General features: G+C 72.2%; 21 protein-coding genes. 9 read left to right on the top strand and 12 right to left on the bottom strand.

Features of this window, described 5'->3' with window-relative positions; genetic code table 11:
* Window positions 1-138: 138 nt before the first annotated feature.
* From ACFXGX_RS04925 to ACFXGX_RS04905, 5 genes are all read right to left on the bottom strand, one after another.
* Entirely contained in the window at window positions 139-3270 is a 3132-nt protein-coding gene (locus ACFXGX_RS04925) for an efflux RND transporter permease subunit (protein WP_384784722.1), read from the bottom strand.
* Window positions 3271-3426: 156 nt separating this feature from the next.
* Complete coding sequence (locus ACFXGX_RS04920) at window positions 3427-4104, bottom strand: response regulator (RefSeq protein ID WP_384784720.1); 678 nt, start codon at window positions 4102-4104, stop codon at window positions 3427-3429.
* Window positions 4101-5396, bottom strand: a complete 1296-nt coding sequence (locus ACFXGX_RS04915) for a sensor histidine kinase (RefSeq protein ID WP_384784718.1) — start codon at window positions 5394-5396, stop codon at window positions 4101-4103. Before ACFXGX_RS04915 ends, ACFXGX_RS04920 begins: the two co-directional genes overlap by 4 nt.
* A 132-nt stretch (window positions 5397-5528) precedes the next feature.
* Complete coding sequence (locus ACFXGX_RS04910; RefSeq protein WP_384784716.1) at window positions 5529-5807, bottom strand: hypothetical protein; 279 nt, start codon at window positions 5805-5807, stop codon at window positions 5529-5531.
* A gap of 29 nt (window positions 5808-5836) precedes the next feature.
* Window positions 5837-6631 carry a PspA/IM30 family protein gene (locus ACFXGX_RS04905; RefSeq protein ID WP_384784714.1) on the bottom strand — a complete coding sequence of 265 codons (795 nt, stop codon included), beginning with the start codon at window positions 6629-6631 and terminating at the stop codon, window positions 5837-5839.
* 245 nt (window positions 6632-6876) lie between these two features.
* Here ACFXGX_RS04905 and ACFXGX_RS04900 point away from each other — a divergent pair, with 245 nt between their 5' ends.
* Both ACFXGX_RS04900 and ACFXGX_RS04895 read left to right on the top strand, forming a co-directional pair.
* Entirely contained in the window at window positions 6877-7503 is a 627-nt protein-coding gene (locus tag ACFXGX_RS04900) for a DUF3043 domain-containing protein (RefSeq protein ID WP_384784712.1), read from the top strand.
* A gap of 83 nt (window positions 7504-7586) precedes the next feature.
* Window positions 7587-8288: a class I SAM-dependent methyltransferase gene (locus tag ACFXGX_RS04895; RefSeq protein ID WP_384784710.1), complete on the top strand. Its 702-nt coding sequence runs from the start codon at window positions 7587-7589 to the stop codon at window positions 8286-8288.
* A 204-nt stretch (window positions 8289-8492) separates the two neighbouring features.
* Here the strand turns inward: ACFXGX_RS04895 and ACFXGX_RS04890 are convergent, their stop codons facing one another.
* Complete coding sequence (locus ACFXGX_RS04890) at window positions 8493-8705, bottom strand: hypothetical protein (RefSeq protein WP_355772582.1); 213 nt, start codon at window positions 8703-8705, stop codon at window positions 8493-8495.
* Window positions 8706-8818: 113 nt separating this feature from the next.
* Here ACFXGX_RS04890 and ACFXGX_RS04885 point away from each other — a divergent pair, with 113 nt between their 5' ends.
* On the top strand, window positions 8819-10018 hold the full coding sequence (locus tag ACFXGX_RS04885; RefSeq protein WP_384784708.1) for a bifunctional adenosylcobinamide kinase/adenosylcobinamide-phosphate guanylyltransferase: 1200 nt from the start codon (window positions 8819-8821) through the stop codon (window positions 10016-10018).
* Between the two features lie 151 nt (window positions 10019-10169).
* Here ACFXGX_RS04885 and ACFXGX_RS04880 read toward each other — a convergent pair whose 3' ends face one another.
* A complete protein-coding gene (locus ACFXGX_RS04880) occupies window positions 10170-11237 on the bottom strand; it encodes a class I SAM-dependent methyltransferase (protein ID WP_384784706.1) in 1068 nt (355 codons plus the stop codon).
* Between the two features lie 122 nt (window positions 11238-11359).
* Here ACFXGX_RS04880 and cobT point away from each other — a divergent pair, with 122 nt between their 5' ends.
* From cobT to ACFXGX_RS04865, 3 genes are all read left to right on the top strand, one after another.
* Window positions 11360-12541: a nicotinate-nucleotide--dimethylbenzimidazole phosphoribosyltransferase gene (cobT, locus tag ACFXGX_RS04875; RefSeq protein WP_384784704.1), complete on the top strand. Its 1182-nt coding sequence runs from the start codon at window positions 11360-11362 to the stop codon at window positions 12539-12541.
* Between the two features lie 179 nt (window positions 12542-12720).
* Entirely contained in the window at window positions 12721-14523 is a 1803-nt protein-coding gene (locus ACFXGX_RS04870; RefSeq protein ID WP_384784702.1) for a phosphatidylglycerol lysyltransferase domain-containing protein, read from the top strand.
* A 43-nt stretch (window positions 14524-14566) separates the two neighbouring features.
* Window positions 14567-15268: a hypothetical protein gene (locus tag ACFXGX_RS04865; protein ID WP_384784700.1), complete on the top strand. Its 702-nt coding sequence runs from the start codon at window positions 14567-14569 to the stop codon at window positions 15266-15268.
* Here ACFXGX_RS04865 and ACFXGX_RS04860 read toward each other — a convergent pair.
* A complete protein-coding gene (locus ACFXGX_RS04860) occupies window positions 15205-15972 on the bottom strand; it encodes a hypothetical protein (RefSeq protein WP_384784698.1) in 768 nt (255 codons plus the stop codon). The genes ACFXGX_RS04865 and ACFXGX_RS04860 overlap by 64 nt on opposite strands.
* 60 nt (window positions 15973-16032) lie before the next feature.
* Here ACFXGX_RS04860 and ACFXGX_RS04855 point away from each other — a divergent pair, with 60 nt between their 5' ends.
* On the top strand, window positions 16033-16827 hold the full coding sequence (locus ACFXGX_RS04855) for an adenosylcobinamide-GDP ribazoletransferase (RefSeq protein WP_384784696.1): 795 nt from the start codon (window positions 16033-16035) through the stop codon (window positions 16825-16827).
* 9 nt (window positions 16828-16836) lie between these two features.
* On the opposite strand, the gene ACFXGX_RS04850 is transcribed toward ACFXGX_RS04855, so the two are convergent.
* The 4 genes from ACFXGX_RS04850 to ACFXGX_RS04835 form a co-directional block, all read right to left on the bottom strand.
* Entirely contained in the window at window positions 16837-17484 is a 648-nt protein-coding gene (locus ACFXGX_RS04850) for a spherulation-specific family 4 protein (RefSeq protein WP_384784694.1), read from the bottom strand.
* A complete protein-coding gene (locus ACFXGX_RS04845; protein WP_384784692.1) occupies window positions 17481-19109 on the bottom strand; it encodes a hypothetical protein in 1629 nt (542 codons plus the stop codon). Before ACFXGX_RS04845 ends, ACFXGX_RS04850 begins: the two co-directional genes overlap by 4 nt.
* Window positions 19106-20629 (bottom strand): GT4 family glycosyltransferase PelF, encoded by a 1524-nt coding sequence (gene pelF, locus ACFXGX_RS04840; RefSeq protein ID WP_384784690.1) that lies wholly within the window; start codon window positions 20627-20629, stop codon window positions 19106-19108. Before pelF ends, ACFXGX_RS04845 begins: the two co-directional genes overlap by 4 nt.
* A 122-nt stretch (window positions 20630-20751) precedes the next feature.
* Window positions 20752-22782: a hypothetical protein gene (locus tag ACFXGX_RS04835; protein WP_384784688.1), complete on the bottom strand. Its 2031-nt coding sequence runs from the start codon at window positions 22780-22782 to the stop codon at window positions 20752-20754.
* Window positions 22783-23128: 346 nt separating this feature from the next.
* On the opposite strand from ACFXGX_RS04835, the gene ACFXGX_RS04830 reads away from it, so the two are divergent.
* Window positions 23129-24655: a leucyl aminopeptidase gene (locus ACFXGX_RS04830; protein WP_384784686.1), complete on the top strand. Its 1527-nt coding sequence runs from the start codon at window positions 23129-23131 to the stop codon at window positions 24653-24655.
* A 320-nt stretch (window positions 24656-24975) separates the two neighbouring features.
* A complete protein-coding gene (gene lpdA / locus ACFXGX_RS04825; protein ID WP_384784684.1) occupies window positions 24976-26364 on the top strand; it encodes a dihydrolipoyl dehydrogenase in 1389 nt (462 codons plus the stop codon).
* Window positions 26365-26528: the final 164 nt, after the last annotated feature.

Raw genomic sequence — 26528 nt, 5'->3', positions numbered from 1 at the left:
GTGTGTGTGCGGGCGCGGGGGGGCGTGCGCGGGCGGGCGCCCCCCGCCCCCGCCCCCCCCCCCCCCCCCCACCACCACTCCCACCCCCCCCCATCCGCGCCCGCCGCCCCCCACTTCTTTTTGCTTGTCGGAACCGGATCAGACTCCGGCCGGCTCCGGGGACTTGTCCTCGTCGGCGACGGCGCCCGTGACGGTGCCGGACTTCGCCTCGCGCTTCGCCGCCTTCTTCTTCGCCCGGCGCTCCTTGCGCAGTTCGATCATCGCGTAGAGCGTCGGGACGAGCAGCAGCGTCAGCAGCGTCGAGCTGATGAGTCCGCCGATCACGACCACCGCGAGCGGCTGCGCGATGAAGCCGCCCTCACCGGTCACGCCCAGCGCCATCGGCAGCAGCGCGAAGATCGTCGCCAGCGCCGTCATCAGGATCGGGCGGAGCCGGTGCCGGCCGCCCTCGATCACGGCCTCGACCACGCCGTAGCCCTGCGCCCGGTACTGGTTGACGAGGTCGATCAGCACGATCGCGTTCGTCACCACGATGCCGATGAGCATCAGCATGCCGATCATCGCGGGGACACCCATCGGGGTGCCCGTGACGATGAGCAGGCCGATCGCGCCGGTCGCCGCGAACGGGATCGACACGAGCAGGATCAGCGGCTGGACCAGCGAGCGGAACGTCGCCACCAGCAGCATGAAGACGATCGCGATCGCCGCCAGCATCGCCAGGCCCAGGTTCTTGAACGCGTCGCTCTGGTCCGAGGAGACACCGCCGATCGACGCCGTGGCGCCGGCGGGCAGCTTCAGCTTCGCGAGCTTCGCCGTGAGGTCGTTGCTGACCGCGCCGGTGTTGTCACCGGTCGGCCTGGCGGTGATCGTGGCGGCCCGCTGTCCGTCGATCCGGGTCATCGCGACCGGCCCGTCGACCAGCTTCACGTCCGCGATGTCACCGAGCTTGACCGCGCCGAGCCGCAGCCCGCGCAGCTCCTGGATCGTGGTGACCGGCTCGGCGGACCTGATGACGACGTCCCGCTCGGTGTCGTCCAGGGTCGCCTTGCCGCTGGTGGTTCCGCGTACCGCCTGGGTGACCGCCGCGCCGAGCGTGGCGTCGTTGAAACCGGCCGCCGCCGCCTTGGAGTTGGCCTTGACCGAGATGCGCGGCACGCTCTGCGACAGGTCGCTCGTGACGTCGGTGACGTCGTCGAGCTTCGCGACCTCCTCGCGGACCTGGCCGGCCGCCTTGCGCAGCACGTCCCCGTCCGCGGCCTTCACCACGACCTTGAGGTCCTGGCTGCCGAACCCGTCGCCGGCCGCGACCGTGATGGTGCCGGCGCCGGAGAGCTTGCCGAGCTCGCTCTCCACGCGGTCCTGGACGTCCTTCGAGGACGCGGAGTCCTCCAGCATGACCTGGTACGACGCCTGGTTGGTGTCCGTACCGCCGCCGAAGGCCGCCATGAAGCCGGAGGAGCCGATGGTGACCTGGTAGTCCTTGACGCCCTTGATGCCGTCGAGGACCTTCTCGACCTTCTTCGCCTGCGCGTCGGTCGTCGCCAGGCTGGTGCCCGGCTTCAACTGCTGCTTGACGCTGAGGACTTCCTGCTCGCCCTGGTCGAAGAAGTTCGTCTTCAGCAGGGGCGCCATGCCGAAGGTGCCGACGAGGATCGCGGCCGCGATCAGCACGCTGGTCAGCCTGCGGCGGGTGGCGAAGCGCAGGACCGGGACGTAGAAGCGCTGGAGACGGCTGCGCTCCTCCTTCTCCTCGGCCTGGCGGCGGGCCTCCGCGGCGTCCGCCGGGGTGCCCTTGGGTGCGCGCAGGAACCAGTACGAGAGCACGGGGACGACCGTCAGCGAGACGAGCAGGGACGCGAGGAGCGCCGCCGTGACCGTGAGGCTGAAGGAGCCGAACAGTTCGCCGACCATGCCGCCGGTCAGCCCGATCGGCAGGAAGACGGCGACCGTGGTGAGCGTCGAGGAGGTGACCGCTCCGGCCACCTCGCGGACCGCGGTGAGGATCGCCTCCTCGCGTTCCTCGCCGTACCCGAGGTGCCGCTTGATGTTCTCCAGGACGACGATCGAGTCGTCGACGACCCGGCCGATCGCGATGGTGAGCGCGCCGAGCGTCAGCATGTTGAGCGACAGGTCACGGGTCCACAGCACGACCAGGGCCAGCACCACGGACAGCGGGATCGACACCGCGGTGACCAGCGTCGAGCGGACCGACGCCAGGAAGAGCAGGATGACCAGAACCGCGAACAGCAGGCCGAGGGCGCCCTCGGTGGTCAGCCCGTGGATGGACTTGGAGACCGCCGGACCCTGGTCGCTGACGACGGTGATCGCCGAACCGGCGCCCAGGTCGGCGCGCAGGCCGGGAAGCTTGTCCTTGACCGCGTCGGAGATGGCGACGGCGCTGCCGTCGTGGTCCATGGTGACCATCACGGCGAGGCTCGGGCTGCCGTCGGTGCGCGTGATGGAGTCGGCCTTGGCCGGCTCCTGCTTCACGGCGGCGACGCTGCCGAGGCGCACCGGCTTCTTGCCGGGCTGACCCGCGACCATCAGGTCCTGGATCTGCCCCAGCGAGGTGAAGCCGCCGCCGACCCGCACGGTCTGGTTGCTGCCGTCCTCGTCGAACGAGCCGGCCGGGACGGTCGCCCCGCCGGCCTGGAGGGCCTGGCCGAGGGCGGCCGTGGTGAGGCCGGCCTTCGCCAGCTTCTTCTCGTCGGGCGTGACGGTGACCTGGAGGTCACGCACACCGGTGACCGCGACCCGGCCGACGCCGTCGATGCCGTCGAGGGCGGGGACGACCGTGCGGTCGAGCTGGTCGGCCAGGGCCTGCTGGTCCTTGCCGGAGGTGACGGCGAGGACGACGGTCGGCATGTCGTCCGTCGAACCGGCGATGACCTGCGGGTCGACGTCGTCAGGGAGCTGGGCGCGGGCCCGGTTGACGGCCTGCTGGACGTCGGCGACGAGCTGCTTGGTGTCGTTGCCGTAGTCGAAGGACGCCATGATGACGGCGTTGCCCTCGCTCGCGGTGGAGGTGACACCGGTGATGCCGTCGACGGCTTCGAGGCTGTCCTCGATGGGCTCGACGACCTGCTTCTCGACCACATCCGGAGACGCACCCTGGTACGGCGCGAGCACGGACACCATGGGCAGTTCGATGGTGGGCAGCAGCTGCTGCTTGAGCTGGGGGATCGCTATCGCCCCGAAAGCGAGCGCGATGATCGACATCAGCCCGATGAGGGCCCGCTGCGCGAGGCTGAATCTGGACAGCCAGGACATGGGTGGTGGGTCTCTCTTCTGTGGTTCGAGCGGAAGGCGGGGGACTGGGGAACGCCCCACGTCACACCCTGGGCCATGAAAGGGCGACGATCCGTAGCCCCTGGGTCCATTTCCTTACCCGGAACCTACTCCAGGCGCAGTACGCGCAGGTAACGCTCAGTCCACCCTCGGGCGTACCAGCCCCGACTCGTACGCGATGACCACCAGCTGGGCCCGGTCGCGGGCGCCCAGCTTGGCCATGGCCCGGTTGACGTGCGTCTTCACCGTGAGCGGACTCACTTCGAGACGCTCGGCGATCTCGTCGTTGGAGTGGCCCGCGGCGACCTGGACGAGCACCTCGCGCTCGCGCCCGGTGAGCGCTTCGAGCCGCTCGGAGCGGGCGGCACCCGGCTCGTCGTCGTCGCCCCGCGCGAGGAACCGGGCGATGAGGCCTTTGGTCGCGGCCGGGGAGAGCAGCGCCTCTCCGCCCGCGGCGATCCGGATGGCGTTCAGCAGTTCCTCGGGCTCGGCGCCCTTGCCGAGGAACCCGGACGCGCCGGCGCGCAGCGACTGCACGACGTACTCGTCGACCTCGAAGGTGGTCAGCATCACGACGCGTACGTGCGCGAGGCCCGGGTCGGCGGTGATCTGCCGGGTGGCGGCGAGTCCGTCGGTGCCCGGCATCCTGATGTCCATCAGCACCACGTCGGCCCGCTCCTCGCGGGTCACCGTCACGGCCTGGGCGCCGTCGGAGGCCTCCCCGACGACCTCCATGTCGGGCTCCGAGTCGACCAGCACGCGAAAGGCGCTGCGCAGCAGCGCCTGGTCGTCGGCGAGCACGACTCGGATCGTCATACGGGGTCCCCCAGGGCAGTCGCACGGTTCTTGACCGGAAGGATCGCATGGACGCGGAAACCGCCTCCGTAGCGGGGACCGGCCGTGCAGCTCCCGCCGATCGCGGTGACGCGCTCGCGCATGCCGAGCAGCCCGTGGCCGCCGCCCTCCTGCGGCCCGGTGTCCTCTCCGGGGCCGTTGTCCTCCGCTCCCGGGCCGGGCGCCTGTCCCGGGACGGCCTCCCCGCCGGGGCCGGTGCCGTGTCCCGGGCCGTTGTCGAGGACGGTCACCTCCACCACGGGACCGACCCGGACCACGCTGACCTCGGCCTTCGCCCCCTGGCCCGCGTGCTTGCGCACATTGGTCAGGGCCTCCTGGATCACCCGGTACGCGGCGAGGTCGGCGGCCGCGGGCAGCACCGTTCCGGAGTCGGAACGGGCCACCTCGACGGGGAGTCCCGCGTTGCGGAAGGTGTCCGCGAGCTCGTCGAGCCGGGCCAGCCCGGGGGCGGGCTCGGTCGGGGCCTCGGGGTCGCCGGACTGACGCAGCAGGCCGACGGTCGCGCGCAGTTCGTTCAGCGCGGACCGGCTCGCCTCCCGTACGTGGGCGAGCGCCTCCTTGGCCTGGTCGGGGCGCTTGTCCATGACGTGGGCGGCGACTCCGGCCTGCACGTTGACGAGGGCGATGTGGTGGGCGACGACGTCGTGCAGGTCGCGGGCGATCCGCAGCCGCTCCTCGGCGACCCGGCGGCGCGCCTCCTCCTCCCGGGTGCGCTCGGCCCGCAGGGCGCGTTCCTTGATCGCGTGGACGAAGGCGCGCCGGCTGCGGACGGCGTCACCGGCCGCGGCGGCCATGCCGGTCCAGGCGAAGACGCCGAGGTTGTCCTGGGCGTACCAGGGCAGCGGCCCGGCGAGCATGGCGACGGCCGTCAGGACGGTCATGGTGACCAGGCCGACGCGCCAGGTGGTGGGACGGTCGGTGGACGAGGCCACGGTGTAGAGGGCGACGACGGCGGACATGGCCACCGGGGCGCGGGGGTCGGCGGTCACCAGTTCCACCAGGGAGACGCCTACGGTCGCCGCGAGGACCGTCATCGGGGCGCGACGGCGGAAGACCAGGGCCGCGGCCGCGAGGACCATCAGGGCGAGGCTGAGGACGTCCGGGGTGCGGGCGCTCCAGGTCGTCCCGTCGGCACCGTGCGCGTCGACGAAGGAGCCGGCCACCATGCTGACGAGGACGCCGCCGGCGACGGCGGCGTCCAGGGCGAGGCGGTGGTCGCGCAGCCAGTCCCTCATACGCTCCAGGGTGCTCATCCGGTCCACGGTACGGGGCCCTGCCGGGCTTGAGACCTGCCGGTACGGCACCACCGCGGGCCCGGCCCGTCTCACGCCCGGGGCGCGGGCCGGCCCCGGCGTCCCGGGCGGCGCCCGGAACGCGGGGAGTGGTCAGCCGGGGATCAGGCCGTCGTCGCTGAGCATCTCGCGGACCTCTTCGAGAGTGGCGTCCGGAGACGGGAGGATGAGCTCCGACGGCTCCAGCGAGTCGTCGGGGAGCGGGGTCCCGGAGGCGCGCACCGCGTCCAGGAGGGCCGCCAGAGTGCGGCGGAAGCCGGACTCGTCACCCCTCTCCATCTCGGTGAGCAGTTCGTTGTCCAGCTTGTTCAGGGTGGTGAGCCGGCCGTCGTCCAGCCTCACCTGCCCCTCCCCCATGATCCGTACGATCATGTCGCCTCCTCAGGCATGGGCCCGCCAGGTCACTGCTTGTCGAAGCGCGGAGTGTCCTGCTGCTGCGAGGGCTGGGACTGGCCCGTGCCGCCCTCGATCGCCTGCTTCTGCGACGAGGAACCGCCGGCCAGCTCGGCCTTCATGCGCTGCAGCTCCAGTTCCACGTCCGAGCCGCCGGAGATCCGGTCGAGCTCGCTCTGGATGTCGTCCTTCGCCAGCCCGGACTGGTCGTCCAGGGCCCCGGAGGCGAGCAGCTCGTCGATCGCGCCGGCCCGCGCCTGGAGCTGCGCGGTCTTGTCCTCGGCGCGCTGGATGGCGAGCCCCACGTCGCCCATCTCCTCGGAGATGCCGGAGAAGGCCTCGCCGATCCGGGTCTGTGCCTGGGCCGCCGTGTACGTCGCCTTGATCGTTTCCTTCTTCGTACGGAAGGCGTCGACCTTGGCCTGCAGACGCTGTGCCGCGAGGGTGAGCTTCTCCTCCTCGCCCTGAAGGGTCTGGTGCTGCGTCTCCAGGTCGGTGACCTGCTGCTGGAGCGCGGCGCGGCGGGACAGCGCCTCACGGGCGAGGTCCTCGCGGCCGAGCGCCAGGGCCTTGCGCCCCTGGTCCTCCAGCTTGGAGGACTGGTTCTGGAGCTGGTTGAGCTGAAGTTCCAGACGCTTGCGGCTGGTCGCCACGTCGGCGACACCGCGCCGGACCTTCTGGAGCAGCTCGAGCTGCTTCTGATAGGAGTAATCGAGGGTCTCGCGCGGGTCCTCGGCCCGGTCAAGGGCCTTGTTCGCCTTCGCGCGGAAGATCATCCCCATACGCTTCATGACACCGCTCATGGGCTTCGCGCGCCCCCTTCTGACTGACTCCAGCTCCAGGTACTACAACAGGACCCACAGTACGGGCCCTGCATCCATTACCGCACTGTTCGGGGACGGATGCGCTCATCCCCAAGGACGACTGCGCCCGCCACCGCTCCGGCGTAAGGAGTAGGTGGCACCCGGGGTGCACCCCGGGTGGACGTCCCCTCTGTCCAGCACAGACGCACGGTGTTGCCGGATCGTTCCCCACTCGATCGACGTCCATGCTCGCGGACCCCGTACCCTTGGGTTTTGTGTTCCGTAGCCGTGCGAAGGAAGAGAAGGCCCCCGCCGACAAGGCGCTGGTGACCGACTCCAAGATGACCCGTGACCCTCAGGCCCCCAAGGGCCGCCCCACGCCGAAGCGCAGTGAGGCCCAGACCCAGCGCCGCAGCGTCGCTCAGACGCCGACGACGCGCAAGGAGGCCGCCAAGCGCCAGCGCGACGACCGCCGTACGGCGATGGAGCGGCAGCGCCAGGCCCTCGCCAACGGGGACGAGCGTTACCTGCCCGTGCGCGACAAGGGCAAGGTGCGCCGGTTCGCGCGCGACTACGTGGACTCGCGGCTGTGCGTCGCCGAGCTCTTCCTGCCGCTGGCCGTGATCATCCTCATGCTGAGCGTGGTGCCGGTCGCCGTTCTCAAGAACGTGGCGCTGCTGCTCTGGCTGGTCGTCATCGTGATGATCGTGGTCGACTCGTTCGTCATCGCGATCCGCCTGAGGAAGCAGCTCAACGCGCGCTTCCCGGACGAGAACACGAAGGGCGCCGTCCGCTACGCGCTGATGCGCACGCTCCAGATGCGTCGACTCCGGCTGCCGAAGCCGCAGGTCAAGCGCGGAGAGCGGCCCTGAGCACTACGTCGTTCTCCGGGGGCGCGGCGGATGCCTGGCTGAGCAGGCTGGGCGGGCTGCGGGATGTCGTACGACAGGAACTGGTGGCCCGGCAGCTCGATGAGCAGATAACCGGGCGATATCCGGTCGGGCAGCGCCTGCGGGTGCTGGACGTCGGGGCGGGCCAGGGCACACAGTCCCTGCGGCTCGCGCGGGCCGGCCACCAGGTGACCGGGCTGGAGCGGGACGCCACGATGATGTCCGTGGCCCGTGAGTCGCTGGCCGCGGAGCCCGAGGGCATCCGGAGCCGGGTGCGCCTCATCGAGGGCGACGGGCACGAGACCGGTGTGCACTTCCTGCCGGGCAGCTTCGACGTGGTGCTGTGTCACGGCGTCCTGATGTACGTCGAGGAGCCGGACGCCCTGCTGGCCGGGCTGGCGCGGATGCTGGCCCCGGGCGGGCTGCTCTCGCTGCTGGTGCGCAACGCGGACGCCCTGGCCATGCGGCCGGGGATCGGCGGGGACTGGACGACGGCGCTGGCCTCGTTCGACACGACGGCGTACACGAACAGGCTCGGCCTCGACGTCCGCGCCGACCGCCTCGCCACGCTGACCGGCACGCTCGCCGGGATCGGGGCCCCGCTGCACGCCTGGTACGGGGTGCGCGTCTTCACGGACACGGCGGCCGACGGTGCCCCGGTGCCGCCGGACGCGGAGTCGATGCTGGCCGCGGAGGAGCGGGCCGGCCGGACGGACCCCTACCGCCAGGTGGCGGCCCTCCTCCATCTGTGCGGCGTGCGGGGCTGAGGGCCCACGGTCACCGACCGGCTCCGAGCCGTTGACGGGCCCCGGCCGCCGTCGGGTCCGGAGCCGCCGGCCGGTCCCGGGACGCCGGGCGGCCCCGAAGCCCGTCCCGGTTCGCCGAGCGGCCCGCCGCCGGTGTCGCTCGCACGGGTGCCGTGGCGGGCGGCGGCGGGTTGCCGGGGTGTGGTCCCGGCAACCCCTACCGGCCTACTCCGCTTCGGCGTGCAGGCTCATCGGGCCGTAGATCTGCGTGCTGTCCTCGAAGAGGAAAACCTGGTCGGCGCCACCCGCCACAAGGTCCTTCCACACCTCACCGATCCAGGACTCGGCGTCGCCCTGGGTGGTGAACTCCTCCGGCTGCACCGCGGGTTGGACCTCTGTCCCGTCGGACTTCTCGAACCGCCACGTCCATGCCGCCATGTACGCCTCCAAGGTGTGAGCACACTGCACAGCGGAAGCCGGACAAGATCCGTCTCCCGTCCGAAGCCTAGCCGGACGCGCAAGACGTCCGGGGACACGGAAAAATCGGCGGCGTGGAACTGACTCTGCTCGGCACCGGTGCCCCCGCGGGCCTGCCCCGCCCCGACTGTCCCTGCGCCGCCTGCGCGAGCGCGCTCGGCGAGGAGGCGCGAGCGGCCACCGCGCTGCTCGTGGACGGCACCCTGCTGCTCGACCTCACGCCCGGCGCCGCGTTCGCGGCGGCCCGCGCCGGGCACTCGCTGGGCGGCGTACGGCAGGTACTGCTCTCCCATCCGCACGACGGGCCCGCCGTGGAGGTGCCGGCCGGGCTGCCGCAGCCCGGCCGGGTGCCCGACGGACGGGAGTTGGCGCTGCTGACGGGTCACCGGGTGCGGGCGGTGCCGATGGACGCGCCCGGCACGGGATACGCGGTGACCGGCCCGGCCGGACAGCGGCTGCTGTATCTGCCGCCGGGCGCGGCCCCCGCGGGTCTGGACGAGAACGGCGAGGTGTACCACATGGTGCTCCTCGGTGTGGTCGGGCGGCCTGACGCGCTGGCGAGGCTGCGCGCGGCCGGCGCGGTCGGCCCGACGACGGACGTGATCGCGGTGCACCTCGACCACGACGTGCCCCCGGGGGCGGAACTGCGCAGGCGGCTCGCCGCGGCGGGCGCGCGGGCCGTGCCCGACGGGACGACGCTCGACGTGGGTGTCTACGAGGACGTGCCCGACGTGCCGCGCAGGACGCTGGTGCTCGGCGGGGCGCGGTCGGGCAAGTCGGTGGAGGCGGAACGGCGGATGGAGGCCTTCGCCGATGTCCTGTACGTCGCCACGGGAGGGACGCGCGGCGGGGACTCCGAGTGGACGCAGCGGGTGAGGGTCCACCGTGAGCGGCGGCCCGGCTCCTGGGGGACCGTCGAGACCTGCGACCTGGTCCCCCTCCTCGCGGAGGACGGCCCGCCCCTGCTCGTCGACTGTCTCTCGCTGTGGCTGACGGACGCCATGGACGCGGTGAACGCCTGGGACGACGCCGAGTGGTCGGGGGGCGGTGAACGCGCCCTGCGCGCCCGCGTGGAGGAACTCGTCGCCGCGGTCCGCCACACCCGCCGCACGCTCGTCGCCGTCTCGAACGAGGTCGGCTCGGGCATCGTGCCGGCCACGGCGTCCGGACGCCGCTACCGCGACGAACTCGGCCGTCTGAACGCGGCCTTCGCCGGGGAGTGCGAGCACGTGCTGCTGGTCGTGGCGGGACAGGCCCTGACACTGCGGGGCTGACGGAGGAGGGCGGCGGTTCGGGTCGCCCTCGCCGGCGGCGGTTCGGGTCGCCCTCGCCGGCGGCGGTTCGGGTCACCCTCGTCGTCGGCGGCGGCGGTTCGGGTCGCCTCGCGGGTGGCCGGGGTTCCGTCCTCCGTGCGGGCGGCGGGACTCAGTCCTCCTTGCGGGCGACGACTCGGTACGCGTTCGAGAAGCTGGTGCGGCGCAGCAGGGGGGCAAGCGCCCGGTCGAGTGCGGCGGCCGAGGCGAGGAGCGGGGCGGACGCCCGGCTCAGGGCCCGGCGCGTGGTCCGCTGGAGGGGTGTCGGCGGTGCCGGGCGCCAGGGGGCGTCAGGTCCGGGGAGGGCGTGTCCGAGCGCCAGGGCGAGGGCGCCCGAGAGGTCGTGGGGGATGTGCGGCTCGCGCCGGTCCGTGGCGACGACCACGCAGCCGAGGGCCTCCAGTTCGCCGAGCAGGTTGGGCAGCGGCATGAGGTGCAGATGGCGCGGCTGGCCGTACGCCGGCCACCACTTGCCGAGCAGCGCGCCGAACGCGCAGTCGGGGTCGGGCACTTCGACCAGGAGATGCCCGCCGGGTCTCAACACCTCCAGTGCGGCGCGCAGTTCCTCGCGCGGTTCGGGGGTGTGCTCCAGGTGGTGGAGCATGCTCACGACGTCGTAGCGGGCGCGCAGCCGGTCGGCGATCCGCGGGTCGGTGAGCCGTCCGACGTGCGCCTCCTCCACCCGGCCCACCGCCCGCGCCCGCTCGACGCGCCGGGTCGGGTCGAGGCCGTCGAAGGAGGTGTACGGGTGGACCTCCTTGGCCGCCGCCGGGAAGTGTCCGTGCCCGGTGCCGATGTCGAGCCAGCTCTCCGGTTCCGTGAAGGGCAGCAGGGCGCGGGCCGCCGCGAGGTGGCGTCCGGCTCCGCCGCGGGCACCGAGCAGCCGTTCGGCGAGGCCGTCGTGGGCGTCCTCGCGCACCTCCCGCCGGTAGAAGGCCAGGCCCTCGGCGGTGAGCCGGGGGTTCTGGAAGGCGTGGGCGCAGTCCCCACATGCGTCGACGACGAACGTTCCCGGCTTGCGCTGGCGCAGATCCGGCGTCCGCAGGCGGGTGTGCAGGCGGTCCGAGCCGCACCACGGGCAGTCGGCGCGGCGTGGTTCGTGGAATTGGGCGGTGCCCCGGGCGAGTTCGGCCGCGTAGGCGGCACGGTGTTCGGAGATCGGCTGCGGGGTGGGGGGCATGGACGCTCCTGTCGGGGACGAGCCGTACGACAATCCGATACAAACGGTACGTATGGAATGGGGATCCGGAGCGCAACGACGTGGCGCGGACGCGTTCGATCAGTGCCGGTACTGTTCGGCGAATGAGCCCGCTTAATCTCGACGACTTCACCGATCTGATCGAGCGTCCCGACGGAGGCGTACGCCGTGACGCCGAGGCGTACCGGGAGCGCCGGACCGTGCCGCCCGGGGCGCTGGGCCGCCTCGACGACCTGGGTGAATGGCTGGCGGCGGCGCAGTCCGCGGTGCCGGTACGGCCGATCGAGCACCCGCGCGCCGTGCTGTTCGCGGGCGACCACGGCGTCGCCGTGGTCGGCGTGTCGGCGCGCCCCGCGGGCGAGGCCGGCCGGCTGGTCCGGGCGGTCCTGGAGGGCGGGAGCCCCGGGTCGGTGCTGGCCCGCGGGCTGGGCGTGCCCGTACGCGTGATCGACATGTCGCTGGAGTCGGATCCCGGGGGGCTGCCCGACGAGGTCGTACGGCACCGGGTCCGGCGCGGTTCGGGGCGGATCGACGTCGAGGACGCGATGACCCTGGAGGAGGCCGAGGCCGCGTTCCGGGCGGGCGTGGCCATCGCCGACGAGGAGGCGGACTCCGGTACGGATCTGGTGGTGCTCGGCGACATCAGCGTGGGCGGGACCACGGCGGCGGCCGTCCTGGTCGCGGCGCTTTGCGGGACCGACGCGTCCGTCGTGACCGGGCGGGGCGGGCAGGCCATCGACGACCTCACGTGGATGCGCAAGTGTGCCGCGGTGCGCGACGCGCTGCGGCGGGCGCGGCCCGTGCTCGGGGACCAGCTTCAGCTTCTGGCGACGGTGGGCGGGCCCGATCTGGCGGCGATGACCGGGTTCCTGCTGCAGAGCGCGGTGCGCAAGATGCCGGTGATCCTCGACGGTGTGGTGTCGGCGGCGTGCGCGCTGGTCGGTCAGCGGGTCGCCTTCCGGGCGCCGGACTGGTGGCTGGCCGGGCAGCGGAGTGGGGAGCCGGCGCAGGCGAAGGCGTTGGACCGGATGGCTCTGGAGCCGTTGCTCGATCATGGGGTGACCGTGGGTGAGGGGGCGGGGGCGCTGCTTGCGCTGCCGTTGGTTCAGGCCGCGGCGCGGCTTGCGGCGGAGCTCCCGGAGGCCGCCGCTGTTCCGGCGGCGGAGGAAACCCCGGAGGAGCCTTCCGAGCCCGATTCCGGCTCTGGCCCCGATTCTGATTCCGGGCCCGACTCCGAGCCCGGCACCGCGTCCGAGTCCACCCCGAGCCCCGGCTCCGACGCGTAGGCCCGGTCCGCCGGGTCGCATCACAAGCTTCTTTCGCCCCCTCCGCCCCTGCCCGTCCCGTACCTGGGGCTCCGCCCCAGACCCCGCTCCTCAAACGCCGGAGGGGCTGAAATCTCCGATGGGCCGGAGACACCGCAGGTTCGCCGCCATGGGCCCCTTGCCCCATATCATCCCGTTTTATGGGAGATGTCGGGATTGCCGTTGCTGTTGAGCCGGAGCGGGCTTCGGGCCGTCGGAGTGACGGGGACCGGCGGTCCACGGCCGGCTCCCGGCGGGCCGCCGCCCTCGCCGTCTGGTACCTGCGCGCGGTCACGTTCATCAACTTTCTGAGCGCCGCCTGGGTCTCCCTCGGACAGGACGTGCGACGGCACAACACCGAGAACTACTTCACGCCCTATCTGCTGACCGCCGGCTTCGCCTCCGGCGTGTTCACGATGTTCCTCGCCACCACGATGCGGCGGCGCAAGCGGGCCGCGTGGATCCTCAACTCCGTGCTCGGCGGGCTGTTCCTGCTGCTGTTCGGCGTCGCGATGGCGTTCCCGGAGATCCGCCAGTACGCGCAGAACTGGGTCTCGCTCGCGCTGACCGCGGCCTTCGTGGGCTCCCTGGCCGTCGGCCGCCGGGAGTTCTACGCCAAGGGCGACCGGTCGAACCCGAAGCTCGCGGCGGCCGTCGCGATCGGCGGCCTCCTGGTCACCTCACTGCTCGCCGCGCTGCTGGTCACCGTCACCAACGACGCGCACGACGCGCACCGTTCGACCTTCCTGGACCGCTGGCGCCACGGCACCCTGCGGCTCGTCTCGGTCGCCGCCGACGACTCCCACTACCCCGGGATCGCCACCCCGAACTGGGTCAACGTCAGCATCAACGTGCTCAGCACCCTGCTGGTCCTCGCCGTCCTCTACGCCGCGTTCCGCTCCCACCGCGCCGTCGACCCGCTCACCGAGGACGACGAGAAACGGCTGCGCGCGCTGCTGGAACGCAACGGCGACCGGGACTCGCTGGGCTACTTCTCGCTGCGCCGGGAGAAGAGCGTGGTCTGGTCGCCCACCGGCAAGGCGGCGGTGGCGTACCGGGTGGTGGGCGGGGTCTCCCTGGCGAGCGGTGACCCCATCGGGGACCCCGAGGCCTGGCCCGGCGCCATCGAGCCCTGGCTCGCCGAGGCCAGGGAGCACGGCTGGATCCCGGCGGTGATGGGCGCGAGCGAGGAGGCGGGCACCGTCTACGCCCGGCACGGCCTCGACGCCCTGGAGCTGGGCGACGAAGCCCTCGTCGAGACGGCCGAGTTCACCCTTGAGGGACGGGCGATGCGGACAGTCCGGCAGGCCTACAACCGGGTCCGGCGGGCCGGGTACCGGGTGCGCATCCGACGGCACGAGGACATCCCGGCCGCCGAGATGACGTATCTGCTCCAGCGCGCGGACGACTGGCGCGACGGCGCGACCGAGCGCGGTTTCAGCATGGCGCTGGGACGGCTCGGCGACCCCGAGGACGGACGCTGCGTGATGCTCGAATGCACCGACTCCGCAGGCGACTTGAGGGCGGTGCTGTCCTTCGTCCCCTGGGGTCCCGGCGGGCTCTCCCTCGATCTGATGCGGCGCGACCGCGACGCGGAGAACGGGCTCATGGAGTTCATGGTGATCGAACTCCTGCGGCGTGCCCGGGAGATCGGGATCACCCAGGTCTCGCTCAACTTCGCGATGTTCCGTTCGGTCTTCGAACGTGGGGCGCGCCTCGGCGCGGGTCCGGTGCTGCGGCTCTGGCGTTCGCTGCTCAGCTTCTTCTCCCGCTGGTGGCAGATCGAGTCCCTGTACCGGGCCAACGCCAAGTACCGGCCCATCTGGGAACCGCGGTTCCTGCTCTTCGAGAAGAGCGCGGACCTGCTACGCATCGGGGTCGCGTCCGCGCGCGCCGAGGGGTTCCTGGAGGCGCCCGGCCTGCCGAAGTGGCTGCACCGCAAGCACCTGGAGTCGCACCGATGAGACCGGCCGGGGCCGGAGCGGGGAGCGCCGTGGGGACGACCGGATGAGGGCACTCGCCCGCTGGGCCCGCGCCGAGTGGGGTCTGCTGTACGCGACCGTGCGCCGGGCCCTGCGGGCGAGGGGGTGGCGGGCGGTCCCGATGACCCTCGGCGCGGTGTGCCTGACGGCCGTCCTCCAGTTCGTCCAGAACCGGTCCTGGGGCTACCGGCTGGTGCAGAACACGGGTGCCGTCCGGGCCGAGGACCCGCTGTGGCTCGCCCTGGTCCGCACCCCGCTGTCCCTGTTCGTGCCGGCGCTGGATCTGCCCGTGTGGGGCGCGCTCGCGCAGATCCTGATCGTCTTCGGGATCGCCGAGATCTGTCTGGGCTGGTGGCGCACCCTCGTCGTCGCGTACGTCGCCACGCTGGCCGGGACGCTGTACGCCCGGGTCGGCATCGCGCTCGGACCGCACGCCCCCCTGGGGCTGCCCGGGGCGGACGCGCTGGTCGTCGACACCGGTCCGTCGGCGGCGGTGGTGGGCCTCGCGGTGTTCTTGGGCTGGCGCTACCGGGCGTACGCGACGGTGGCGATCGTGATCGGGGCGATGGTGGCCGAGGTGATCGTCAAGGACAACCTGGCGGGCAAGGAGCACCTGGCGGCGATCGCCGCGGTGCTGGTGGTGTGCGCTCTGTCCGCCGCGCGTCACCGCCGTTCGGACAGGGAGCGGGCGGGAACGGGGTCGGGTTTGCCGCCGATCCACTCCTGAAGCCTGCGTGCGGGGCCCGACCAGCGGCGGTCGTGCCGGTACGCGCGCAGCGTGGCCTTGGCGCGGGCGCGCGGCCGGTTCCGGTAGAAGCGCTTGGCCCAGGGCGAGGCGGGCTTGGCCAGTCTGATGGCGCCGATGAAGGCGATGAAGGGCACGATCACTCCGAAGATCGCCATACGGGCCTTGCCCTTGCTCAGGGTGAGCAGCGCGAAGAAGAAGTTCAGGGCGATGGTCGCGATCGCGCTGGCGCGGTCCTGCGCCTCCTGGTCGCTGACGTCGTTGACGCCGAACGGTGAGAAGCCGCTGAGCATCAGGCCGACGAGGGCCGCCGTGACCACCACGACCTCGACGCTCTTGCGGCCGTCATCGGTCCAGTAGACGTCGTCGAGGTGCAGGATCAGCGCGAACTCGTCGAGTACGAGACCCGTTCCGACACCGAACACCACGGCGCTCGCGCAGGGCCAGAAGCCGTAGCGGCTGCCGGCGACCGCGCCGAAGCCGCCGATCACCGTGAGCACGACGCCGGGGACCACGTGGTGGATGTGCAGATCGCCGGCCTTGACGTTGCCGAAGGGCCCTTTGCCGGCCCGGATCATCCGCACGACGACGCGGGTGACCACGAAGGTCACGACGAACGAGGCCAGCGCCAGGAACAGGGGGAGTTTCCCTGGCTCGACGATGTTCCGATACAACCAATGACCCATATGTGAACTTTATCCAGCACCGCTGTATCCGCCCTCCGGGCGTCCGGGTAGCCTGCGCCGATGTCCAAGACCGCCTCCGGCGCCTCCCTGCCCGACAGTCTCCGCTTCGCCTTCGGCACCCTCACCGTGCTCCCGGTGAAGGTGACCCGCTGGGACCGTGACGCGGCGCGCGGCGGCATGCTGTGCGCCCCCCTGACCGGTCTGGTGGTGGGGGCGGGCGCGGCGCTGGCGGGCGTGGCCTTGCTGGCCATGGGTTCGGGCCCGCTGCTCGCGGCCGTGGCCACCGCCGCCGTACCGGCCGCGCTGACCCGGGGTCTGCACCTCGACGGTCTCGCCGACACCGCCGACGGACTGGGCAGCGGAAAGCCGGCCGAGGACGCGCTGCGGATCATGAAGCAGTCGGACATCGGGCCGTTCGGCGTGATCACCCTCGTGTTCGTCCTGCTCGCCCAGGTGGCGGCACTCACCCAGGCGTACGAGGTCTCGTGGGGCCGGGGTGTCCTCGCCGCCGTCGTCTCGGCGGCCGCGGCCCGCCTCGCCCTCACACTGGCCGCCCGCACCGGAGTGCCCGCGGCCCGCCCCGGGGGTCTGGGCGCGGCGGTCGCGGGCACCGTGACGGTGTGGGGCGCGCTGCTGATCGCGGCGGCCGTGACCGGGGCGGCGGCGGGCGCGGGCGCGCTCGTCGGGACGTACGACATCGTGCGCGCCGCGATGGCGGTGGTGCTGTCCGTCCTGACCGCCGAACTGCTGCTGCGGCACTGCACCAGGCGTTTCGGCGGTGTCACCGGCGATGTGTTCGGCGGTCTCGCGGAGACGGCGGCGACGACCGCGCTCGTGGTGCTCTCGCTGGGCTGATCACCGCGTTCACGGGGTGGGGGCGAGCCCGTGGGGCAGGGTGCCCCAGGGATGGTCTCCGGTGCCGGGGACGGCGCAGGAGAGTCCGGCACCCCGTTCCCGGGCGAGCGCCGCCGTGTCGACTCCGGCGGGCGCCGCGTGGACGAGATGGCACAGGCCCACGCCGGTGCCCGTCCACGGCGGCGGGGGCTTCCTCCGGTAGGCGGCCCAGGTGCCTTCGAAGGTGACGAGGACGTCGGCGACACGGGCGTACGAAGGGTGCGGTGCCGTGCCGTGGTTGAGGACGAGGGTGCCGCCGTCCAGTCCCCGGACCGCGGTCGCCAGCCGCCGGTAGTAGCCGAACTCGTCCTCTGTCGCGGCCACCTGGTCCAGGAAGACGCCGTCGGTGCCGAACCAGTCGCGGTGGCGGGCCAGTTCGCCCTGGACGTCCCCGAGCGGCCGGCGCCCGTACGCCGTGTCGACGTATCCGAGGACCCGGACGTCCGCCGCGCGCAGCCGCGCGGCGACCGCCGCGAACCCCGGGTCGGGGCGGTCGCCGGGTCCACTGGCGGGGTTGAGCACCACGCCGTACAGCCGGGGCGCGGCGGCGACGAGCGCGTCCCACTCGGCCGGGCGGACGGCGGGGTGTTCGTAGTACGGGACGAGGAGGGTCTTCACCGGTGGGCCGTCACCTTTCCCAGCCGGGCGCAGACGAGCAGGGCCTGTGCGCCCGCCGCCGCGCCGCAGGCGATCAGGCCCACCCAGTGCGCGTCACCCGTGTGCGTGGCGAGGGCCGCGGTCTGGGCGAGCGCGGCGGCACAGACCACGGCGGCGGTGCCGGTGACGGCGCCGAAGGACTGGAGCAGCAGCCCGGTCCACATGACCACCCCCAGCAGGAGGAGTCCGCCGAGCCTGACCGCGTCCGCGGCGGCGGGCGCGTGCGGCCACAGCGCGGAGACGCCGAGGCCGAGCACGAGCAGCGCGGCGAGGTAGCCGGTCAGGCACCTCAGGAGCGCGCCGGCGGTGACCCGCCGGAAACTCCTCGCCGAGGTGCTGGAGCGCAGTCCGGCGAGGCTGCCGCTGCGGAAGCGGAAGAGCAGCCACTCGGCGGGACCCATGCTGAGGGTCAGCGCGACCGCGGCCGGTGCGGCGGCGGCCGCACGCGCTCCGGTCAGAACGTCGCCGAGCGCCGCGTACAGCACGAGGACACCGCCGCCGAGCCCGAAGAGGGCGTACGCGAGGGTTCCGGCGTGCCGGCGCGGGGCGGACCGGCGGGCGCGCAGCCGCGCGGCGAGAACGGCGAGGCGGCCCGGAGCCGTCACCCGCTTCCCCGTGGCCGGCCGGCCCGCGGAGGCCGGCCGCGGGTCACCGGCGCGCGCGGACGGCTCGGCGCCGCCCCGCAGGGTGCCGTACGGCAGCAGCGCGATCAGTCCCGCGCCCCAGCTTCCCTCCCCCAACTCCCTTACCGCCGGAGCGACTTCGATGAGCCCGAGCACGGCGACCGCCCCGAGGGAGCCGAGGAGCAGGGCCACGCGGGCCAGGTCGGGGACCGGGTGGAACACGGTGAGGGCCGCGCCCGCCGTCATGGGGGCCAGGGCGGCGAGCAGGGTCCGTTCCCTGCCCATGACCAGCAGCACGGTGGCCGCGCCGAGGTAGCCGGACTGCCCGGCGGCGAAGGCGACGGCGCCCCGGCCGGCCGATCCCGCCGCCGCGAAGGCCACCAGGGAGCCGAGCAGGACACCGACCGGGGTACCGACGAGCAGGGCGCGGCGGGCGGCCGCGCGGTCGCCGAGCCCCATCCAGGTGTACGCGCGGTGGGCGAGCCCCTGGTTCCAGGTCCAGCCGCACAGCGCCCCGGCGAGCATCGAAACGGTCCCGGCCGGAAGTCCGAACGCGCCCCTCGGCCCCGCGAGGAGCGGTGCGGCGAGGACGTAGCCGAGGCCGGGGAGGGCGAAGACGACGCCCCGCAGGAGGCACCCGATCAGACCGGTCACCCAGGGGTCGGGGGCCGGCGCGTCCGGTTCGGGATAGCCCCGGTCGACGCGCTGGAACAACGCCTCGGCGAGGGCGAAGGAGTTGGTGACGCCGTACCGTTCGCGGATCTGGTCGTCCGAGAGGCCGTCGGACTCGAGGAGCGCGGCCACCTCGTCGGGATGAACGGCCACCGTGACGAACTCCTCGAGCTCGGCGGCGAGTTCGTCGATCGGGTCGGGCCGTCCCCAGCTCGCCGGGCGGCGCTGGCTCGGCACCAGGGGACGGGTGGCCTCGTGCGCTCCGGGCTGGGTGCGCAGGGAGCCGCTCACCAGCCGGTCCCGTCCGTGGCGACGGCCTGGTACCAGGGGTCGCGCAGTTCGAGGGTCCAGTCGTCGACGGTCTCCACGGCGGGTTCGTACACCGTGGGCCGCCCGGCCAGTTCCTGGTAGACGGTCCTGAACGCGTCGACGGAACGGCGCAGCGTGAACCGGTCGATGACCCGCCGGCGGGACAGCTCGCCGAGATCCAGGCGCCGTTCCTCGTCCCGCAGCAGGGCGAGGGCGGCGGCGGCCATCTTCTCCGGTTCGCGCGGCGGGACGACGATGCCGGTGTCGCCGACGGCCTCCCGGACCCCGCCCACGTCCGTGGAGACCGTCGTACGGCCGCAGGACATGGCTTCGATGATCGAGAACGGGAAGCCCTCCGAGATCGAGGACAGCATGACGACGTGGCCGGCCGCGTAGGCGCGCCACACCTCGGTGATGCGGCCCTCGAAGGTCAGCCCGTCGGTGACGCCCAGTTCGGCGGCGAGCTTCTCCAGGCGGGTGCGGTACGCCTCCCCGCCGGGCGGTACCGGACCGAACAGCCGCAGCCGGGTCTCGGGCAGCTCGGCGCGCACCATGGCGTACGCGCGCAGGAGGGTCTCCAGGTCCTTGATGGGGTCGACCCGGCCGCACCAGGTGAGGGTGGGCACGGCGGGTTCGGGTCCCGCGTGCGGGAAGGCGTGCGGGTCGACGCCGTTGTAGACCGTGCGGATCCGGTCGCCATCGGCGCCGCCGCGTTCCTCCCAGCGGCGGTTGTACTGGTTGCAGGGGGTGATGAGGTCGGCGGCGCGGTAGCCGAGGGAGTTCAGCTCGCGGTAGAAGCCGAGCATGAACGCCTTGACGGGCCAGCGCTGTCCGGCGCCGCGGTAGCCGAGGTAGCGCTCGCGCAGATAGATGCCGTGCTCGGTGAGCAGGAACGGGACCCCGTCCAGGTGGTGCGCGACGAGGGCGGGCAGCGTGGCGAGGCCGCTGCTGACCGCATGGGCGACGGAGTCCTCGGGGATCCGGACGCCGAGCGGGCGCAGCGCGTGTTCCAGCAGGTCCGTCGCGGTGAGCGCGTCGTGCACGGTGGGCCGGGCGGCGGCCGTCGGCAGATGCGGCATGGTCCAGATCCACATCAGCGAGCGCAGCGCCGCTTCGCCGCGCAGGGCGGCCGAGAGGCGTCCGTCGCGGGCGAGCGCGGCCAGTTCGAACAGGGCGTCGCCGAAGTCCTCGGGCGAGTCGGGGTCGAGGAAGGAGAGCAGGAAGCGTTCGTAGATCTCGGCGAAGCGGCGCTGGGCGCGGCCCAGCGGCGGGCGCGCCCGGCCGGGGCGCGGCCCCCAGGTCGGGACGCGGGTGTGCCGGTAGACGTTGGGCGGCAGCTCCCAGGTCACGGGTTCGCGGCCGCTGCCGGTGAGCGAGACGATGTGGAAGTCGACCTCCGGCATGCCCTTGACCAACTGGTCGCACCAGGTGCTGACCCCGCCGTGGACATGTGGGTAGGTGCCTTCGGTGAGCATGGTGACATGACGGCCGGTGCGCATCATGCGTGGTTCCCCCCTGGGACTGTTTCTTCCGGAGAGCCCCCCGGCTCCCCGTCGCACGGCTCACGAGCGCACCCCGGCCGGTCGGGCCGGGGTGCGCGTCGCGAGCCGCGATGCCGCCGTGCTTACGCGGGCAGGTTCAGCTTGACCGCGGACTGAAGAAGCTCCGGCTTGGTCCAGTCGTTGCGCGCTCCCGCGTACGCCGTCCCGAACGGGGTGGTGCCGACCAGGAGCTGCTTCGTGGTCCCCTGGGGCACGGTCACCGGGATCTGCGTCCCGGACGGGGCGGTGACGGTGACCTGGTTGCCGATCCGGTAGGCCGTGACCTTGCCGCCCGCCAGGGCGGTCTGCCAGTCGGTACGGCGCTGCAGTTCGGTGCCGATGGCGCTCTGGCGGGGGTTCTGCAGCGGGGTGTTGTCGGCGTAGATCGCCTTGTAGTCGGCGAGCACCTTGTCCAGGACCGGGTAGAGGACGCGGCCCTCGGCCAGGTTGGACTGGTGGACGTAGTGCGGACGCGGGTCGTTGCCGATGGCGTGCCCGAGCGCGGTGCGCGCCTCGGCCGGGACGATGTAGTCGGCGTAGCCGGTGGCCGTGTTCAGCGGGGCCGGCAGGCAGGTCGACGTCGCGTTGTTCTCGCACACGCCGCTGCCGCCGGCGGCCTTCGAGGTGTAGATGTAGTTGTACTCGTCGGCCATCTCCTGGGGTGTGCCGGTGTTGTAGTAGATGTTCATCGGGTAGCGGGGGACGGTCGTCACGCCGTTGCCGACCGAACGCTGCTCGGGTTCACGGGAGTTGTCGGACCCGGTCCACTTGACGCCGTTGTCGGACATGGCGCGTGCGAGGTTCGGGTTGTCGACGGGCTGCTGGGGCAGCGTCTTGAGGCCCGAGTGCTCGCCGGTCACCAGCTCGGTGCGGTCGGTGGACAGGCCGTGGGAGGCCGCCCAGTCGTTGTTGTCCGAGATCTGCTCGGAGATGTCGGACCGGCTCACGTACTTCGTGGTGCCGTTGGTGTTCATCGAGCAGGTCCAGGGGACGGTGGTGGTGTCCTGGACGCAGCCGAGGAACAGGTGCGTGTAGGTGTGGTTCATCCAGCGGAACTTGGCCTTGTCGGCGAGCAGCCGGTCCGTGAGGGCGTCGGTGCCGCCGTTCTCGGACTTCCACTCCTCGCCCGCGCCGGCGTTGAAGACCATGTCCAGCGTGAATCCGCGGTCGGCCTCCCACTGGGCGGCGTAGGCGGCGTCGGCCGCGGTCATCCGGATCGGCGCGGTGGTGTCCTCGCCGTCGCTGCCCGCGCAGTCGATGTCGCCGGGGGTGCAGTCGCGCTCGGAGTCCCAGCGGGCGTCGGACGCGAAGACGTCGTCGACGTGGACGGAGAAGTAGTTCCTGGCCTGCCCGAGGTGGACTCCCTGGGTGAGCCATTCGACGATTCCGCGCGCCAGGACCTTGAACTGCTTCTGGTACTGGTTGTAGGCGAAGGTCACCACGAGTTCACGGCGCCCGTCGTGCTCGTACTGCCCGAGCATCGAACCGCCGCCGGGCGCGTTCAGGTAGCTGGTGAACCCGTCCCTCGGGTGGGCCGCGTAGCCGTAGGTCTCCTGCACGGCCGGGTCGTTGTCCTCGAAGGTCAGGGGTCCGTCGAGGTAGCGGAACGGGCCGGTCGTGCCCGCCGCGGTGATCTGGGTGGTCCGGCCGTCCAGCACACCGGACCAGCCGCCGTTCTGGTCGGTGTAGTCGAGACCGACCTCGGGGTGGGCCCACGTGTAGGCGTCGACCTGCGGGATGCCGAACGTCTTCTCGTAGGTCTCCAGCGCGGTCTGTTCGGCCGAACCCGCGCCGAAGGGCGCCTCGTTCGGCAGGACGACGCCCTGGTACTTGGCGCGCGGGGCGCCGTTCACGGTGTCGCTCAGGAACGTCGCGTTGATGGTCGGGCGGTTCGCGTCGCCCAGGTTGACCGTGGTGTACGGGACACCCTCGTTCTTCAGCTCCGTGGTGATGGCTCCGACCTGGCCCGCGCCGTTGTCCACGACCAGGACCTTGAGATCGATCCGCGGCGTCGGCGCCGCGGCCGCGCCGGGCGCCCCCATGCCCAGCGCCAGGAGTCCGGCGGCCCCCAGGACGGCAGCCGTCCCTCTCCACCGATGCAGACTCTGTGCCATATGTAGCTTTCTCCCCCTCGAGCATCCCCCACGGGTGGAAACCATGGGGAATCTGTGGAAATCGTGCAAAGCAGTGGACGGCGTGCCCACTGAACACGATGAGTGTGTCTCAGGTCACCGGGAGTGAGGGGCGGTAATACGGCACGGCGCCACCTGTGGGTGAACGTCCGTAGAAATGAGCGAAACCCGGCCCCGAGCGTAGGCTCGTCCCGGGTACTGGCCCGGCCCTTCGGGGGCCCCGGCAAGGACCGCCCCCGAGGACGGATCTAGGGTCAGCCGTCGGGCCCGGTCGACCCACCCCCTCTCGGCCACACGAACTTTCAATGGAAGCGGAGATCTCACCACCGTGACTGCTCTCACTCTCAGCACCGCCGCAGCGTCCGGTCTGCGGGCCGACGCGATCGTCGTCGGTGTCGCGAAGGGCCCCAAGGGCCCGGTCGTCGCACCGGGCGCCGAGGCCGTTGACAACGCCTACGACGGCGGGCTCGCCGGAATCCTGGAGACCCTCGGCGCCTCCGGCTCCGAGGGCGAGGTGACCAAGCTGCCCGCGCCGTCCGGATTCAAGACGCCCGTCGTGGTGGCCGTCGGCCTGGGAGCGGTCCCGGAGGACGAGGCCGGCTACGACGCCGAGACGCTGCGCCGCGCGGCCGGTGTCGCCGCCCGCGCGCTCGCCGGTGCCAAGAAGGCCGCGTTCGCGCTGCCGGTCTCGGACGCCGCCGACGCCGGTGCCGTCGCCGAGGGCGCCCGCCTGGGCGCGTACGGCTTCGACGCCTACAAGGAGACGGGCCGCAACGAGGCCGCCAAGGGCCGCAAGGGTCCCCTCGGCGAGGCGACCGTCCTCGGCGGCAAGCCCCGCGACGCGGCGTACAAGGCGGCCCTCGCGCGCGCCACCGCCGTGACCGAGGAGCTCAACCGCGCCCGCGACCTCGTCAACACCCCGCCGAACGACCTCAACCCGGAGTCCTTCGCCGCCGTCGCCACCGCGGCCGGCAAGGAGCACGGCATCAAGGTGCAGGTGTTCGACGAGAAGGCCCTGGTCAAGGGCGGCTTCGGCGGCATCCTCGGCGTCGGCTCCGGCTCGGCCGCCGGTCCCCGCCTGGTGAAGCTGTCGTACACCTCCTCGAAGGCCGAGAAGCACCTCGCCTTCGTCGGCAAGGGCATCACCTACGACTCGGGCGGCATCTCGCTGAAGCCCGCCGGGCACAACGAGACGATGAAGTGCGACATGGCCGGCGCCGCCGCGGTCTTCGCCGCCGTGGTCACCGCCGCGCGTCTCGGCCTGGACGTCAACGTCACCGGCTGGCTCGCGCTCGCCGAGAACATGCCGTCCGGCTCCGCCACCCGTCCGGGTGACGTGCTGCGCATGTACAGCGGCAAGACCGTCGAGGTCCTGAACACCGACGCCGAGGGCCGGCTGGTCCTGGCGGACGCGCTGTGGAAGGCTTCCGAGGAGAAGCCGGACGCGATCGTCGACGTGGCGACGCTGACCGGCGCGATGGTGCTGGCGCTCGGCAACCGCACCTTCGGTGTGATGGCCAACGACGACGCGTTCCGTGCCGCGATCGTCGAGGCCGCCGAGGAGGTCGGCGAGGAGTCCTGGCCGATGCCGCTGCCCGAGCACCTGCGCAAGGGCATGGACTCCCCCACCGCCGACATCGCCAACATGGGCGAGCGCATGGGCGGCGGCCTGGTCGCCGGTCTGTTCCTGCGCGAGTTCGTCGGCGAGGGCATCACCTGGGCGCACCTGGACATCGCGGGCCCCGCGTTCAACGAGGCCGGTCCGTTCGGCTACACCCCCAAGGGCGGTACCGGTTCCGCGGTCCGCACCCTGGTCCGGCTCGCCGAGCTGACGGCGGCCGGCGACCTGGGCTGAGCCCTCGTACGGCACGGCATACGGCCCCGGGCGTCCACGCGCCCGGGGCCGCTCGTATGGCCGAACGGAGGTTTCGCCCTCGACGAAATCCGCAGGTTCACCCCGCTCCGCACCCCGTCGACGTGATGGATCAGACGCCGCACACACCGGCCCGGCGTCTCGCTCGCCCTCGACAAGTGCAAAGATGGGTTCTCGGCAGGACAGGGCCCCCACCACAGGGCCGTAGAAAGAGCGGCCGGACACCAGCCGACCGACCGGTCAACCGCCCGTAAGGGACAAAGGTGCCCGGCGTAACGGCGCACATGCATGGAGGACGTGACGTGGCGAACGACGCCAGCACCGTTTTCGACCTAGTGATCCTCGGCGGCGGTAGCGGCGGTTACGCCGCGGCGCTGCGCGGAGCGCAGTTGGGCCTGGACGTCGCCCTGATCGAGAAGGACAAGGTCGGCGGTACCTGCCTGCACCGTGGGTGCATCCCCACGAAGGCCCTGCTGCACGCGGGCGAGATCGCCGACCAGGCCCGCGAGAGCGCGCAGTTCGGCGTCAAGGCCACCTTCGAGGGCATCGACGTACCCGCCGTCCACAAGTACAAGGACGGCGTCGTCTCGGGCCTGTACAAGGGTCTGCAGGGTCTCATCGCGTCCCGCAAGGTGACGTACATCGAGGGTGAGGGCCGTCTGTCCTCCCCGACCTCCGTCGACGTGAACGGCCAGCGGATCCAGGGCCGTCACGTGCTCCTCGCGACCGGCTCCGTGCCGAAGTCGCTGCCGGGCCTGGAGATCGACGGCAACCGCATCATCTCGTCGGACCACGCGCTCGTCCTGGACCGCGTGCCTCAGTCCGCGATCATCCTGGGCGGCGGCGTCATCGGCGTCGAGTTCGCCTCGGCGTGGAAGTCCTTCGGTGCCGAGGTGACGGTCATCGAGGGCCTCAAGCACCTCGTCCCGGTCGAGGACGAGAACTCCTCCAAGCTTCTTGAGCGCGCGTTCCGCAAGCGCGGCATCAAGTTCAACCTGGGCACCTTCTTCTCGAAGGCCGAGTACACCCAGAACGGTGTCAAGGTCACCCTCGCCGACGGCAAGGAGTTCGAGGCCGAGGTCCTGCTCGTCGCCGTCGGCCGCGGCCCGGTCTCGGCCGGTCTCGGCTACGAGGAGCAGGGCGTCGCGATGGACCGCGGCTACGTCCTGGTCGACGAGTACATGCGGACGAACGTCCCCACCATCTCCGCCGTCGGCGACCTCGTCCCGACGCTCCAGCTCGCGCACGTCGGCTTCGCCGAGGGCATGCTGGTCGCGGAGCGGCTGGCCGGTCTGAAGACCGTCCCGATCGACTACGACGGCGTCCCGCGCGTGACGTACTGCCACCCCGAGGTCGCCTCCGTGGGTATCACCGAGGCCAAGGCCAAGGAGATCTACGGTGCGGACAAGGTCGTCGCCCTGAAGTACAGCCTCGCGGGCAACGGCAAGAGCAAGATCCTCAACACCTCGGGCGAGATCAAGCTCGTCCAGGTGAAGGACGGTGCCGTGGTCGGCGTCCACATGGTCGGCGACCGCATGGGCGAGCAGGTCGGCGAAGCCCAGCTCATCTACAACTGGGAAGCGCTGCCCGCCGAGGTCGCCCAGCTCATCCACGCCCACCCGACGCAGAACGAGGCGCTCGGCGAGGCCCACCTCGCGCTCGCGGGCAAGCCGCTGCACGCGCACGACTGACCGGCCCGGCCGGGGGTTTCCCCGGCCGCCGGCCCTTCCAGTCACCGCGGGGGGGAGCGGGGGACGAACGCCACCAAAATGCGCACATACCCCTGGGGGCGGGCCCGGGCCCGGCAGGGGGTGCCACAAAATGAACCCCACAAACAAACCCGGTTTCTGTGACA

The sequence above is a fragment of the Streptomyces sp. NPDC059371 genome (assembly GCF_042751995.1).
Taxonomy (GTDB): Bacteria; Actinomycetota; Actinomycetes; order Streptomycetales; family Streptomycetaceae; genus Streptomyces.
This window is presented reverse-complemented; position numbering and strand designations above follow the sequence as displayed.

Coding starts and splice junctions, on each gene's coding strand:
- ACFXGX_RS04865 (WP_384784700.1), top strand. CDS start 14,567: ATGAGGGCACTCGCCCGCTGGGCCCGCGCCGAGTGGGGTCTGCTGTAC.
- ACFXGX_RS04860 (WP_384784698.1), bottom strand. CDS start 15,972: ATGGGTCATTGGTTGTATCGGAACATCGTCGAGCCAGGGAAACTCCCC.
- ACFXGX_RS04915 (WP_384784718.1), bottom strand. CDS start 5,396: ATGAGCACCCTGGAGCGTATGAGGGACTGGCTGCGCGACCACCGCCTC.
- ACFXGX_RS04925 (WP_384784722.1), bottom strand. CDS start 3,270: ATGTCCTGGCTGTCCAGATTCAGCCTCGCGCAGCGGGCCCTCATCGGG.
- ACFXGX_RS04835 (WP_384784688.1), bottom strand. CDS start 22,782: ATGGCACAGAGTCTGCATCGGTGGAGAGGGACGGCTGCCGTCCTGGGG.
- ACFXGX_RS04900 (WP_384784712.1), top strand. CDS start 6,877: ATGCTCGCGGACCCCGTACCCTTGGGTTTTGTGTTCCGTAGCCGTGCG.
- ACFXGX_RS04890 (WP_355772582.1), bottom strand. CDS start 8,705: ATGGCGGCATGGACGTGGCGGTTCGAGAAGTCCGACGGGACAGAGGTC.
- ACFXGX_RS04880 (WP_384784706.1), bottom strand. CDS start 11,237: ATGCCCCCCACCCCGCAGCCGATCTCCGAACACCGTGCCGCCTACGCG.
- ACFXGX_RS04920 (WP_384784720.1), bottom strand. CDS start 4,104: ATGACGATCCGAGTCGTGCTCGCCGACGACCAGGCGCTGCTGCGCAGC.
- ACFXGX_RS04870 (WP_384784702.1), top strand. CDS start 12,721: ATGGGAGATGTCGGGATTGCCGTTGCTGTTGAGCCGGAGCGGGCTTCG.
- pelF (WP_384784690.1), bottom strand. CDS start 20,629: ATGATGCGCACCGGCCGTCATGTCACCATGCTCACCGAAGGCACCTAC.
- ACFXGX_RS04910 (WP_384784716.1), bottom strand. CDS start 5,807: ATGATCGTACGGATCATGGGGGAGGGGCAGGTGAGGCTGGACGACGGC.
- ACFXGX_RS04855 (WP_384784696.1), top strand. CDS start 16,033: ATGTCCAAGACCGCCTCCGGCGCCTCCCTGCCCGACAGTCTCCGCTTC.
- ACFXGX_RS04905 (WP_384784714.1), bottom strand. CDS start 6,631: ATGAGCGGTGTCATGAAGCGTATGGGGATGATCTTCCGCGCGAAGGCG.
- cobT (WP_384784704.1), top strand. CDS start 11,360: ATGAGCCCGCTTAATCTCGACGACTTCACCGATCTGATCGAGCGTCCC.